At 72.7% G+C, this 12888-nt stretch carries 11 protein-coding genes and 2 pseudogenes; 6 read left to right on the top strand and 7 right to left on the bottom strand.

The features are described 5' to 3' along the window. Positions 1-24 precede the first annotated feature (24 nt). Positions 25-993: a prolyl aminopeptidase gene (pip, locus tag E4N62_RS14680; protein WP_230214677.1), complete on the top strand. Its 969-nt coding sequence runs from the start codon at positions 25-27 to the stop codon at positions 991-993. Positions 994-1417: 424 nt separating this feature from the next. Here pip and E4N62_RS14675 read toward each other — a convergent pair whose 3' ends face one another. The 4 genes and pseudogenes from E4N62_RS14675 to E4N62_RS14665 all read right to left on the bottom strand — a co-directional run bounded on the left by E4N62_RS14675 (position 1418) and on the right by E4N62_RS14665 (position 2508). Further along, positions 1418-1831: a RidA family protein gene (locus E4N62_RS14675; protein WP_230214873.1), complete on the bottom strand. Its 414-nt coding sequence runs from the start codon at positions 1829-1831 to the stop codon at positions 1418-1420. Between the two features lie 215 nt (positions 1832-2046). Further along, positions 2047-2232, bottom strand: coding sequence for a hypothetical protein (locus E4N62_RS14670; RefSeq protein WP_230214887.1), 186 nt, complete (start codon positions 2230-2232; stop codon positions 2047-2049). A 52-nt stretch (positions 2233-2284) separates the two neighbouring features. Then, a pseudogene (locus E4N62_RS48675) lies at positions 2285-2347 on the bottom strand (hypothetical protein); the annotation flags it as partial. Further along, positions 2344-2508, bottom strand: a complete 165-nt coding sequence (locus tag E4N62_RS14665; protein ID WP_308185033.1) for an SDR family oxidoreductase — start codon at positions 2506-2508, stop codon at positions 2344-2346. The pseudogene E4N62_RS48675 and the gene E4N62_RS14665, both read right to left, overlap by 4 nt. 295 nt (positions 2509-2803) lie before the next feature. Here E4N62_RS14665 and E4N62_RS14660 point away from each other — a divergent pair, with 295 nt between their 5' ends. The 4 genes and pseudogenes from E4N62_RS14660 to E4N62_RS14645 all read left to right on the top strand — a co-directional run bounded on the left by E4N62_RS14660 (position 2804) and on the right by E4N62_RS14645 (position 8263). Further along, positions 2804-3535 carry a hypothetical protein gene (locus E4N62_RS14660; RefSeq protein WP_230214674.1) on the top strand — a complete coding sequence of 244 codons (732 nt, stop codon included), beginning with the start codon at positions 2804-2806 and terminating at the stop codon, positions 3533-3535. A gap of 595 nt (positions 3536-4130) precedes the next feature. Next, positions 4131-6063, top strand: a pseudogene (locus tag E4N62_RS14655) (FUSC family protein). Positions 6064-6417: 354 nt separating this feature from the next. Continuing rightward, positions 6418-7776: an amidohydrolase gene (locus E4N62_RS14650; protein ID WP_230214671.1), complete on the top strand. Its 1359-nt coding sequence runs from the start codon at positions 6418-6420 to the stop codon at positions 7774-7776. Positions 7777-8077: 301 nt separating this feature from the next. Continuing rightward, a complete protein-coding gene (locus E4N62_RS14645; RefSeq protein ID WP_045555207.1) occupies positions 8078-8263 on the top strand; it encodes a hypothetical protein in 186 nt (61 codons plus the stop codon). A 3-nt stretch (positions 8264-8266) separates the two neighbouring features. Here E4N62_RS14645 and E4N62_RS14640 read toward each other — a convergent pair whose 3' ends face one another. From E4N62_RS14640 to E4N62_RS14630, 3 genes are all read right to left on the bottom strand, one after another. Then, positions 8267-10240, bottom strand: coding sequence for an ABC transporter ATP-binding protein (locus E4N62_RS14640; RefSeq protein ID WP_230214669.1), 1974 nt, complete (start codon positions 10238-10240; stop codon positions 8267-8269). A 283-nt stretch (positions 10241-10523) separates the two neighbouring features. Beyond that, positions 10524-10991 (bottom strand): hypothetical protein, encoded by a 468-nt coding sequence (locus E4N62_RS14635; RefSeq protein WP_230214668.1) that lies wholly within the window; start codon positions 10989-10991, stop codon positions 10524-10526. Beyond that, on the bottom strand, positions 10982-11737 hold the full coding sequence (locus E4N62_RS14630) for an ATP-binding protein (RefSeq protein WP_374116988.1): 756 nt from the start codon (positions 11735-11737) through the stop codon (positions 10982-10984). Before E4N62_RS14630 ends, E4N62_RS14635 begins: the two co-directional genes overlap by 10 nt. A 286-nt stretch (positions 11738-12023) precedes the next feature. Between E4N62_RS14630 and E4N62_RS14625 the strand changes: the two genes are divergently transcribed. Further along, the gene (locus E4N62_RS14625) at positions 12024-12884 is read left to right on the top strand and encodes a helix-turn-helix transcriptional regulator (protein ID WP_230214655.1); all 861 of its coding nucleotides are present in this window, start codon (positions 12024-12026) and stop codon (positions 12882-12884) included. Positions 12885-12888 lie beyond the last annotated feature (4 nt).

Here is a 12888-nt window from a genome sequence, read left to right as displayed (position 1 = left end):
GCGTACGCCGGTTAGGGTCACGCAATGCCTCTCTATCCGGAGATCGAACCGTACGACCACGGCATGCTCGATGTCGGGGACGGCAACCGCGTGTACTGGGAGGTCTGCGGAAATCCGCGGGGAAAGCCCGCGGTCGTGCTGCACGGCGGGCCGGGTTCCCGGGCCAACGCCTGGTTCCCCCGGCTCTTCGACCCCGAGGCGTACCGGATCGTGCTGCTCGACCAGCGGGGCTGCGGGCGTTCGACGCCGCCGGCGAGCGCGTACGAGACCGACATGGGCGTCAACACCACGGACCGGCTGATCGCCGACCTGGAGCTGCTGCGAGGGCACCTCGGGATCGGGCGGTGGCTGGTGTGGGGTGTGTCGTGGGGGTCGGCGCTCGGCCTGCGGTACGCCCAGACGCTCCCGGAGGCCGTGACGGAGCTGGTCCTCACCGGTGTCGCCACCGGGTCCGACGCCGAAGTCGCCCTGCTGACCAGGGGACTGGGGCAGTTCTTCCCGGAGGCGTTCGCACGGTTCCTGGCCGAGCTGCCGGAGGAGGAGCGGGACGGGAATCTGCCGACCGCCTACAACCGGTTGCTCGAGTCGCCCGACGAGGCCGTGCGGGCGCGGGCCGCGCGGGCCTGGACGGACTGGGAGACGGCGATCGCGGCGCAGCCGCCCCGCTCCGTGCCGCGTTACGAGGACCCGGTCTTCCGCTACGGCTTCGCCCGTACCGTCACCCACTACTGGGGCAACGGCCACTTCCTCGGCGACGGCGGCGGCGAGGACGGTGTGGTCCTGCGTGACGCCCCGCTGCTCAAGGGCATCCCGGGCACCCTCGTCCAGGGCAGCCTCGACCTCGGCAACCTCCTCGGTGTCGTCTGGCGGCTCCACCACGCCTGGCCCGGCAGCGAGTTGATCCTCGTCGACGACGTGGGGCACGACGCGGGCGCGCCGGACATGGTGGAGATGCTGGTGGCGGCCACGGACCGCTACGCCGGGAACGGCTGAGCGTCACAGGACCGGGGCCGCCGGGAACGGCCGGGCGCCGGACGACACGGGCCGCCGAGATGGGCCGGGCGCCGACGGTGCGGTCCAGGGGGCGAGGCCGGAGCGGTCGGCGCCCGTGCCGTTCCCGGCGGCCAGTGCCCGACGAGGCCGCCTGACAGATGGCCCGCCGCCGGCAGCCGCCGGTAGTGCACCATCCGCCCGGCCTCCACCAGGTGCGGCGTGGTGACGGGGGTGAACGGAGTGTCGAGGGGTGCGTCCGCCGCCGCGGTGCCCGCGCTCCGCGAGACCCCCGTGAACGCCCCCGCGCCCAAGATCTTCATGAGCCTTCTAGGCAGAGGCCTGGTCGGGGTTCACCGGGGTTCCGGCCCGCCGTAGAAGATCACCTCGGGTTCGCGTGGGTTGGTCGCGCAGTTCCCCGCGTCCCTTACGGGGCCGGGGCCTCCGGGACCACCGCCGTCGCCGTGATCTCCACCAGCTGGCCGGTGTAGCCGAGGCAGGCCACACCGAGGAGGGTCGAGGAGTGGGGGCCGACGCTGAGGCCGGACGCCTCCACGATGTCCCAGACGGCGGAGAGGACGGCCGGCTCACTGCTCACGACGTACACGTCGGTGTAGGCGACATGCTCGAAGTCGCTGCCCACCGCCCGTAGTTGCTCCCCGAGGTTGGCCAGCACCTGCTCGGCCTGCCGCACCGGATCGCCCTCCCCGACCAGTTTCCCGTCGGCGTCCAGCGGGACGGAACCGGCGAGGAAGGCGAGCTTCGTCCCGGCCTCGACGACGGACGCGTGCGCGTAGACGGGCGGAGAGAAGAGGCTGGGGACGACGGTGCGCCGGATCATCATTGCTCCCGGGGAGGACTGGGGAAGAAGGCGGGGGACGACAACCTGCCGATCATCCGCCTCCCGCCCACCCCGCCGCATCCGAATTCCGGCGGCCGGTGGGCCGGAGGGGTGGAGTGCGCAGGGCCGGAGTGCGGAGGGGCGAAGGGGGCGCCGGGAGCCAAGCCGGGAGCCGGGGCCGGCAGCTGCGACAAGGGTGTGGGGGAGCGCGCCGGTCAGTCGTCCGACGGCACGACGGTGGGCTGACCCGCCAGGATGCCGCCGTCCAGGACGAATTCGGAGCCCGTCGAGAACGTGGCGTCGGCGATGACGAAGAGCACCATGCGCGCGACCTCCTCGGGTTCCCCGAACCGGAGGAGGGGCTGCCCGGCCGTGCCGGCGCCGCCGAATCCGGCCGTCATCGGGGGCCAGCTCCAGCGCCGCCGTCCTCGTGAGCCCGCGCAGGCCCCATTTGCTCGCGGCGTACGCGTCGATGCCCGCGTACGAGGTCAGCCCGGCCAGGGAGGAGATGTTCACGTCACCCCGCCCCCGGCCCGGCGCAGCGAGGGCGCCACCGCGCGCATGCCCAGCCACGGACCCCGCAGATCGACGTCGAGGACGCGGCGGAACGAGGCGAGGGACTGCTGCTCCATCGAGCCCCACCCGGCGATCCCCGCGTTGTTCACCAGCACCGACACCGGTCTCAGGTCCGCTCCACCTCGGCCACCGCCCGCCGAGCTCCGCCGCCAGTTCCGCCGCCGCGTCGCCGCGGACGTCGGCGACCGCCACGTCGGCGCCCTCCGCCGTGAGGAGACGCGCACGCGCCACCGCGGATCCGATCCCGCCCGCGTCACCGGTGACGATCGCCACTCGTTCGTCCAGATGTCCCATCCAGGCCTCCCACGTGCCGAATAGCGCTGCGAAATGCTGCTCCGATGGTGCTCCGAAATAATCCTTCGAAAAGAGGCCTGTTCCGCTGTTACCGTCCTCCGCGTGGCGAAACTCAATCAGATCATCGCAGTGGAGAAAGGCGTCAAGTCCAAGTCCCAGCAGGACCTGACGGCCGCTCATCACGGACTGCAGAAGCCGGCGTTGCTGGCCGGTATCGCGCGTACCTATCAGCCGAAGGACGAGGAGGGCGAGCAGTTGCCGCCCGAGTCGACCCGGGTGCAGGTGCGGGCGGAGGACGTGTTGCGGGAGACGGCGGGAGTTCTCACGCGACTGTTCGACGCGACCGCCACCAAGGACTGGGCCAACTGCACCGCGCGGGCGGACGTGAAGGTGGAGGGCCGGGTGCTCGTCGCCGACGTGCCCGTCGCCTATCTGCTCTTCCTGGAGAAGCAGCTCGGGGAGATCAACACGCTCGTGCGGAAGCTGCCCGTGCTCGATGCCTCCGAGGCGTGGGCGCAGGATCCGTCCACCGATGCCTGGAAGACCGAGGCCGTGCGGACGGTGCGGACGAAGAAGGTGCCGCGCAACCATGTGAAGGCCGAGGCGACCGACAAGCACCCCGCCCAGGTGGAGGTGTACTACGAGGACATTCCGGTCGGCTACTGGACGACCGTGAAGTTCTCCGGAGCCCTGCCCGCCCGGCGCGTGAACGAGATCCTCGACCGCGTCGAGAAGTTGCAGCAGGCCGTGAAGTTCGCGCGGGAGGAGGCGAACGGCGTGGACGTCGTCGACCAGCGGGTCGGTGACGCCGTATTCGGCTACCTGTTCGGATAGTTCGGGTAGCCCCATGAACTCCCCGGTCGGCCTGTGAGCCGGGCGGGGTGCGCGAGGAGCGCAAGCTGAAGCTGAGGCTTGTCGTGACGGAGCGGTCCGTACCCGCCCAGGAATTCAGGGACGGGCCGTGATCAATCTCAGACTATTGCTCCAGGCTCAGTATTCGCCGCCGATCGCCGCAACGACCGGACCCAGGCCCCGGACGTCGAAATGCTGGTTCAAGTCCAGCCCGCGCAGCTCGATGCGTGGTGGTCCAAAGGCAGGACACGGCGACATGATGCTGACCCGGGTTCTCAACCGTCGCGGCGTGCCCAAGGGGCGGCATATCAGGGCCCGGGGGCCGGCTACGCCCCCGGGTCCACCTTTATTGCGTTCATAAAGAACATGGCCTCTACAGAGATCGTCACATCGCGGTAATGCGAGCGTCCCACTTCCTCCAGTTCCGGGACCTACGGTGGAGGGCACACGCATACGCACACCACCAACGCCCCGGCCACCGTCGCCCGAAGGCACACCCTCGCCCTCCCCGACGACAGGGCCCCGTGTCCCGCCCCGCCGCGCCCCTCTCGCCCTACCGCCCTGGCTCGCCCACGCCCTGCGTGCGCAGCGGGGCCGTTCCCTGGAACGCGGTACTGCGGGGAGCACTGGCCGGCGGACCGCTGCTGCTGGTCGCCGTGGTGTCGGGGCGCCCCTCCGTCGGGGTGCTCGCGGCACTCGGCGCCATGCTCGCCGGCATCAACGACCGGCCCGGCAGCAGGCGCGCCGCCGTGCAACGGCTCGGAGCGCCCGCGCTCGCCGGAGCCGTGGGGCTCCTCGCCGGCACGTACGCCGGACAGTACGCCGGAGCCGTCGTCCTCACCCTGCTGCTCACCGCGCTCGGGCTGCTCGCCGGCGCGATGAGCGCCGTCGGGCCCGTGTCCTCCGGGGCGGGCACCCAACTGCTGGTCGCGGCCGCCATCGGCGCCGGGATGCCGCTGCCGGAACCGGGGTGGCAGCGGGCGCTCGCCTACCTCGCCGGCGCCGGCTGGCTGCTCGCGCTGCGCCTCGCGCTGCCCACCCCCGCGATCCTCACCGCCGGCGACTACCGCTTCGACGGCGAACGGGACGCCGTCGCCGCCGTGTACGACGCGATCGCGGCCCTGCTGGACGCCGTCGGCACCCCTGCCGCCGTCGCCCGGCGGGCCGCGCTGACCGCCGCCCTCGACCACGCCCAGGACGCCCTCGCCGGACCCCGACTGCGGCGTTACGCCAGTTCCTCGGCCGAACGCCGCCTGCACGCCCAGTACACCGCCGCGCTCCCGCTCGCCGAGGCGGCGACCGCGCTGGCCTGGGCCGGGGACGCCGTCGTCGGCCGCGCCTCCGAAGGACCCCGGCGGCTCGCCACGGCCGTACGCGGCAACACCGCCACCGGCCCGCTGCCCGCGCCCGCACGCTCCGCGCCCGCGCTGCGCGCCCTCGACGACGCGCTGCTGCGCGCCGCCGAGACCTTCGACCGGGGCGGCGACCCACACGACCTGCACACCCGCCGCCGTACCCTCGGATCACTCGTCCGGCTCGGCCTCGGCTCCGGCGGACGCGAGTACGGGCTGCGGGTCGCCCTGTCCTTCGGCGCCGCCGCGGCCGTGGCACAGGCGCTGCACCACCAGCACTGGTACTGGCTGCCCGCCACCGCCGTCTTCCTGGTCAAGCCCGATCTGGGGCCGCTCGTGTCCCGGGTGCTGTGCCGGGCGGCCGGGACCGTGCTCGGCGCGGTGCTCTTCGCCGGATTCGCCGCCGTGCTGCCCCGGCCGGAGGGACTCATCGCCCTGGTCGCCGTCAGCGGGGCGCTGATCCCCGTCGCCACCCGGCACTTCGCCGCCCAGACCGCGGTCGTCACCGTGCTGGTGCTCGCTCTCGTCATGGTCGGCGGGGATCCCCAGGCCTCCTGGAGCCGTATCGCCGAGACCCTGCTGGCCTGCGCCATCGTCCTGATCGTCGGACACCTGCCGATGCCCAGGGGACAGCGCGGCGGGGGCGTACGCGCCCGGCTCACCGAGGCGGGCACGGCAGCGCACGCCTATCTCGCGCACGTCCTGCACGAGGCGCGCACGCCGGGCGCCGGCCCTGGCAAGGGCGGGCCGTCCCCGTCGAGCGGCGCGTCCACGCCCAACGGTGTCACCGTGTCCGTCGGGGCGGCCCTGCCGGGCGAGGCCGACGAGCGGGCCGCCCGCTGGACGCTGCGCCGCGAGGCCTACCGCTCGCTCGCAGGGGCCCGCGCCGCGATCGCCCTCTCCGGCGCCGAACTTCCCGCCCTGGCCCGGCACACCGAGGGCACCGACGAGATCGCCGCCGTTCTCGAGCGGCTGGTCGACACCACCACCGCCTGCGCCGTGCACCTCGACGACACCGGACGGCTCGGCAGCCATCACACCGAGCGGCTCACCGCCCTCCTCGACGAACTCGCCCGCCACCGAAGGCACGTCGACATCAGCCTCCCCGCCCCACCGCCCGCACCCGACCTCTTGCGGAAGCCGGGCCTGACGGCGTGACAGCGTGACCGCGTGGCGTCCGGGCCGGGGTGACGGGCGCCCGGCGCCGATCCCGAACACCCGTCCCGGACCGACCGGGCGCCGCCGACGGCGACAGGTGACCGAGGGGCGGGCGGGCGAGCAGACGGCGACGTCCGGGCGGCGGCACGACTTGGCGGCGGCCACGCCCGGCGACAGCGGCGCCCGGCGACGGCACGACCGCCCGCGTCCGGGATGCGGGCAGCGGCCGGAACCCACCCCGATGCCCGAGTCACCCCTTCCCGAGCCCTTCCCGGTCGTACCGTGACGGCATGACGCCGCCGCCTCCGCCCTCACCCCCTCCTCCGGGCCCCTTCCTCGGCCTCGTCCCCGGCCTTGTCCCCTGCCGAGCTCGTCATCACCGGCTGCACCGCCCTCGTCCACGACGAGCACGAGGGGATCGCGTTCGTCGAGGACGCCGCGATCGTCGTACGGGAGGGGGTGATCGCGAGCATCGGACCGGCGGAGGAGACGGCCCCCGTCCCCACGGCAGAACGCATCGACGCGCGCGGACAGGTCGCCCTGCCGGGGCTCGTCAACTGCCATACGCACGCGCCCATGGTGGCGCTGCGCGGCATCGCGGAGGACATGCCGGCCGAGGAGTGGTTCAACGACGTCATCTGGCCCGTCGAATCCAACCTGACGGCGCGGGATGTCGAGCTGGGAGCCCGGCTGGCCTGCGCGGAGATGATCCGCGGTGGGGTGACCTGCTTCGCCGACCACTACTTCGCCATGGGCACCGTCGCCGTCGTCGTCGAGGAGACCGGCCTGCGGGCGCATCTGGGGGAGGCCTTCTTCTCCTCCCAGGGACCCGAGGGGCGCGAGAAGTCCCTGGAGTTCGCGCTACGGCACCGGGGCGCGGCCGGCGGTCGCATCACCACCGCGCTCGCCCCGCACGCCCCCTACACCGTCGACGACGCCGACCTCGCCGCGACCGCCGACCTCGCCCGCGCGCACGACCTCCCGGTGCACCTGCACGCCGCGGAGAGCCGCGACCAGACCGACAACAGCCTCGCCCGGCACGGCGTCACGCCCATCGAGGTCCTGGAACGCACCGGACTGCTCGGCCTCCCCGCGGGCATCCTCATCGCGCACGGCACCGGAATCGACGAGCGCGACCTGCCGGTCCTGGAGCGGGCGACGGGGCCGGTGGCCGTCGCGACCGCGCCCCGCGGCTATCTCAAGTTCGCCTGGCCCACCACCCCGGTGCGCGCCCTGCGCCGCATCGGCGTCCCCGTCGGACTCGCCACGGACGGCGCCGCCTCCAACAACTCCCTCGACGTATGGGAGGCCATGGCCCTCACCGCGCTCGTGCAGAAGGCCACCGAGGGCGACCCGCGCTGGCTGACCTCCCGACAGGCCCTGCACCACGCCACGCTCCAGAGCGCCCGGGCCGTGGGACTGGGGGAGACGATCGGCAGCCTCGCGCCCGGCCGGCGGGCCGACATCGTCCTCGTTGACCTCTCCGGCCCGCACACCCAGCCCGTGCACGACCTCGCCGCCACCCTCGTGCACAGCGCCCGCTCCGCCGACGTCACCACCACGATCGTCGACGGCCGTGTCCTGATGCGCGACCGCGAGCTGCTCACCGTCGACGTGCCGGCGACGGTGCGGGAGATGACGGGCCGCCTGGCCGCACTCACCGACCGCAGCCACGGCGGCCGGATCCAGAACTACGACAAGGCCCCCGAGTAGCCGATGACGCGCCCTTTGAGGCGCGCATGAAACGGACGGTCCGCCGGTACTCGTCCACGGCAATGCCGACGCGACGCGGGGCACGCACGAGGAGTGACAAATAGTGCAAGTGTTGGCACGCTCCGTCACCGGAATGTGTGGTTTCTGAGAGGCACCTCACGATCCGCCGTTGACCTCGTGTCAACTACGTCTCAGTACCGTCACTTCGCGAGCCGTTCACCCCATGGTTGGCGTTTAAATCTACGAGCTGACTAGCCGCGGGCTACGGGCTCACGGGTTCAGCGTGACATGGAGGTGCAGGGTGAACGGGCGAACGGTGCTGGGACGCTTTCCCGCCGGTGGACCGCGCGGCTCGTGGCCGGCGGAGGAGCTGGCGCACGCGGCCCGCCTGGAGGGGCAGCAGGCCGAGGTCGTCATGGACATCGCGACGGACATGTTCCTGGTCATCGTGCGCGGTGCCGAGACCGCCGCGACCGCGTCGGCCTGACCGTCACCCCGCCTTGGGCGCGGGAACCCTCGCCGCGGCGGTCCGCTCGGCCGGCAGCCGCGCCGCGAACTGCTCCGCCTGAAGCGAGTACAGCTCGGCGTACACCCCGCCCGTGGCCAGCAGTTCGTCCGGGGTGCCGGACTCCACCAGGCGCCCCTGGTCGAGGACGTGCACGAGGTCGGCGTGGCGGACCGAAGCCAGCCGGTGGGTGATCAGGACGACCGTCTGACCGGTGCCCGCCAGGGCGCGGATCTTCTCGAAGACCTCCAGCTCGGCGCGCGCGTCCAGGGCGGCCGTGGGCTCGTCCACGATGAGGATCCGCCCGCGGCGGTACGCGGCCCGCGCGATCCCCAGCCGCTGCCACTGCCCGCCCGACAGCTCGTGCCCGCCGCTGAACCCCTTGCCCAGCAGCGTGTCGAGGCCGCGCGGCAGATCGTCCATCACGTCCTGCGCCCCGGCCTCCGCGACGGACGCCGCGAGCCGTTCCTCGGTCAGCGGTGCCGAGGGGCGGCCGATCGCCAAGTTGACGCGGGCGGTGAAGGGCCACCGCTTGAAGTCCTGCGCGACCATCGCGATGCGCTCGGCGAGCTGCCGCCGGTCGGCGCCCGCCGCGTCCACGCCGTCCCACATGATCCTGCCCTGGTCGGGCGCGTACAGCCCGGCGAGCAGCTTGACCAGGGTCGTCTTGCCCGAGCCGTTCTCCCCGACGAGCGCCACGATCTTGCCGAGGGGCACGGTCAGGGTGACGTCCTTGAGCGCGGGCCGGCCGGCCTTGCCCGGATAGGTGAAGGTCACGTTTTCCACCCGGATCTCCCGCGGGTCCTCAGGCAGCGGATCACCGCCCTCCGGGATCGCGCGCTTGGCGGCCTCCACGTACAGCCGCTGCATGTCGCCCACGAAGAGGGCCTCCTCGTGCAGCGCGTTCACCTCCAGGACCAGCGTGTCCAGGCTCGACGACCCCGTGCGGATCGCGAGGACCGCCGTGCCCGCCACGGACAGCGCCATGGCACCGGCGAGCAGCAGACCGCCCAGCGTCGCGTACGTCGCCACGGTGGCGAGCCCCGTCCACACGGCCGCGTACAGGCCCGTACGGGCCGCCAGCCGGGCCAGCCGGGCCTGCTCGGCCTCCGCGGTCTCCGACATCGACCGGTAGTGGCGCAGCAGGAACGGGCCGACGCCGTGCACCCGGATCTCCGGGGCCGCCTCCGGCTCGATCAGCAGGGAACCGATCAGATAGCCGGCCCGCGCGTGCTGCACCCAGGCGTGGAACGACGTGTAGCGGCGGCGGGCGATCGTCAGGGAGCTCCAGGCGCTCGGCAGGGTCATCGTGACCAGCAGCGGCAGCAGGGCCGGGTGCAGCACGGTCAGCACGCCGGCCGCCGCGATCAGCGAGATCAGCGCGTTGACCACGCGCGCCGAGTAGCTGATCATCCGGCGGGCCGACTGGGCGCCGTACTTCGCGGTGTCCAGCAGTTTGTGGAAGCCGTCGTCCTCGATCGCGGACAGCTCCACCGCCGCCGCCCGCTCCAGGTACAGCTCGGTCGCGACCCGCTCGACCTTCGGTTCCAGACGGCCCGTGGCGTACGTCGACGCGGCCCGCAGCAGCGTGGCCACCAGCATGACCGCGGCGATGGTGACGAGGGCGGGGACCGCCTCCCGCAGCCGTGCCTCGACCGTGCCGTCCGCCATCAGCCGGGCCAGGATCGTGTTCACCGCGAGCAGACTCACCGCCTGGGCGAGGCCCCGGCCCGTCTCGGCGGCCAGCACGGTCCGCGCGGCCCGCCGGTCCGCCTGCCAGGCCAGCCGGAAGCTCGACGCGAGCAGCGACGGCAGCCGCCGGATCATCGCGCGGAAGTTCAGCTCCAGAAAGGCGTCGGCATGCTGCGACCAGCCCATGTCGTACCGCAGCGGCCCTCCGAAGAGGAGCGTCTCCGACTCGGACGTCTCCGGCTTGCCCCCACCACGCGCCTTCCCCACTCACGGCCTCCCCCGAGTCGTCGCAGACGGCCACTATCCCGGGACCCTCCGCTCCCGACCAGGGCGCACGACGGTGCCACCGCGACGCACCCGGAGCACAAGGAGCGCGCGAGGGGTGCCCCTTCGGACGCCCCCTGAAGGGCCGTAGGCCCGTCAGGGGGCGCGGGGAACTGCGCGACCAGCCCCCACAGCCGGACAGCCGCACACGAGCCCGATCCCACCCGAACCGACCGCGCACAGGGGCGCAGCCCCTACCAGGAACGCGGCCCACCCAGGCGGAGCCCTACGCGGTCATGCGGGACCACGTGGGCGTGGTCCCCGTCACCCGGCACAGCGCCAAGTACAACGGTATCGGCGGCGTATAGGGAATCGTCCCCTCGGGCCTGAGGATCAGCCCGGGAGCGGCCGCACCGTCGGAGACCAGCGCCCCGGTGGTGTAGCGCACGGGCGACGGCCACTCCAGCGCGTAGTCGGAGTCGGCCGGCACGATCCACCACCAGTGGGCGCGGTCGGCGTAGACGCAGCCCACGCGGGGCAGCCGGGGCAGGACCATCGGACCGAAGCGGGCCGGGACGGCGACCGCGTCGCATCCCATGGGCGCGGTCATGCCCTCGGGCAGGGGGATGGGGCGGGCCGGCGCGGCGGAACGCTGGGCGCGGCGCAGTCTGGTCAGGGTGTCGAGGCTCACCACGCGAGCCACTCTGCCCCCACCGGGGGGCCGAGCGGGACCGATCGACGCGCTCACACCCATTCGGCCCCCGTCCGCCGTCCGGCCTGGGGCCGGACTCCGATTTCCGTACGACATTCGAAACCCGTGCGGTACCCGGCCTCGGCACCGCCGCGGTGGCCCTCGACGCCCTTGACGCGGATGGACTCCGCCTCACCGGGCCGGTCCTCGGCCGGCGGCTTCTTCGCACCCCAGCCCAGATCGGACCGGGCCGCCGTGTCCGGGCCCCTGCCCGCGACCGGGGTGATGTCCACGACCGGCTCTGGTGTGGCCTCCGGCGCGAGGGGGGCGAGCAGCCCGCGCGGCACGTCCGCCCAGACCAGGAGCCCCGGACCGACCGGCTGGGCACCCCATGAGCGGCAGAGGGACTCTATGAGGAGCAGACCCCTGCCGTGTTCCTCCTCGGGCCGCTGCGGCGAGGGGTGCGGCTCGCCGGGCGCACAGCCCTCGTCCCGTACCGCTATCCGCACCAGCTCGTCGCTGTCGGACAGCTCGCAGACGATCTGGGCGCTCGCGGTGTGCACGATCGCGTTGGTCACCAGTTCGGACACGACGAGGGCGGCGGTGTCGCAGGTGTCCTCGCAGAGGGCCCAGCCGGTGAGCTGGTCACGGGTCACACGCCGGGCCTGGGCCACGGCACCCGGGTGCGCGGCCAGCTCGAATCGGAACCGGCGCTCGGCGATTGTCTCGGGGCGCGCCCCGGCGGCCGGACCGGGACCGACACGGTCACCGGCGGCGTCTGTTCCTAACGGCGCAGGGGGCGGAATCACGCTTGCCACTATCGCCCCGCCGTGAACAGGTTGGCAAGTGTCACTCTGAAAATTGCAGAGTGCCGTGTGACTCTCTGAACGGTCGTGGCACACTGCACGCAACAGCACGTGTAGCGGCGCCAGTTGGAAATCCCTCGCACAACGTTCGTATGTACGCACAGTGTTCGTATGTGTACACGCGCGGGTGCGACGCGCGAGGTCTCCGAACGGCGCCGCAAGGCTGTCGGCACCGGGATGGGCCGAACATCGACGCAGGTCAGCGCAGGGTCACAGGAAGAGAGGCGAGATGAGCGAGCCGCGGTCCGCGCCGACGGTCGGGCAGGTCGTGCTCGGTCGGCGTCTGTTGGACCTGCGTGAGCGCGCGGGCATCAGACGCGAGGACGCCGCACGCGTCCTGCACGTCACCGCCGCCACGATCCGCCGCATGGAGACCGCCGAGGTCGCCCTCAAGATCCCCTACCTGCAGCTCCTGCTCAAGGCGTACGGGGTCGGTGACGAGGAGGCCGAGACCTTCGTCCAACTCGCCGAGGAGGCCAACAAACCCGGCTGGTGGCAGCGCTACCACGACATCCTGCCGGGCTGGTTCTCCATGTACGTCAGCCTGGAGGGCGCGGCCTCCCTGATCCGCGGCTACGACCCGCACTTCGTCCCCGGCCTCCTGCAGACCGAGGACTACGCCCGTTCCGTCATGACCTCGGGCGCCATCGGCCAGACCAAGCCCGCGGACATCGAGCGCCATGTCGACCTGCGCATGCGACGCCAGGAACTGCTCACCCGTGAGGGTGCGCCCCGGCTGTGGTTCGTGATGGACGAGACCGCCCTGCGCCGCCCCGTCGGCGGCCCGGCGGTCATGCGCGCCCAGATCGACCGGCTGCTGGAGGCGATGGAGCTGCCGCATGTGACGGTGCAGGTCGCCACGTTCGACACAGGACCGCACCCCGGCACGTACGGGCCGTTCGTCCTGTTCCGTTTCGCCATGCCGGAGCTTCCGGACATGGTCTACAGCGAGTACCTGACCGGCGCCGTCTACCTGGACGACCGCTCCGAGGTGGCGACCCACCTCGAGGTCATGGACCGCATGGCGGCGCAGGCTGCCACGGCACAACGCACGAAGGAGGTCCTCCGGGACCTCCGCGAGGAGCTCTGAAGAC

Origin of the sequence: Streptomyces sp. MNU76 (genome assembly GCF_020982545.1) — a bacterium.
Taxonomy (GTDB): Bacteria; Actinomycetota; Actinomycetes; order Streptomycetales; family Streptomycetaceae; genus Streptomyces.
This window is presented reverse-complemented; position numbering and strand designations above follow the sequence as displayed.

Bases quoted from the DNA above. Each gene is read 5' to 3' on its own strand.
- pip (WP_230214677.1), top strand. From the start codon at position 25: ATGCCTCTCTATCCGGAGATCGAACCGTACGACCACGGCATGCTCGAT.
- E4N62_RS14675 (WP_230214873.1), bottom strand. From the start codon at position 1,831: ATGATCCGGCGCACCGTCGTCCCCAGCCTCTTCTCTCCGCCCGTCTAC.
- E4N62_RS14670 (WP_230214887.1), bottom strand. From the start codon at position 2,232: ATGACGGCCGGATTCGGCGGCGCCGGCACGGCCGGGCAGCCCCTCCTC.
- E4N62_RS14635 (WP_230214668.1), bottom strand. From the start codon at position 10,991: ATGGGTGTGAGCGCGTCGATCGGTCCCGCTCGGCCCCCCGGTGGGGGC.
- E4N62_RS14625 (WP_230214655.1), top strand. From the start codon at position 12,024: ATGAGCGAGCCGCGGTCCGCGCCGACGGTCGGGCAGGTCGTGCTCGGT.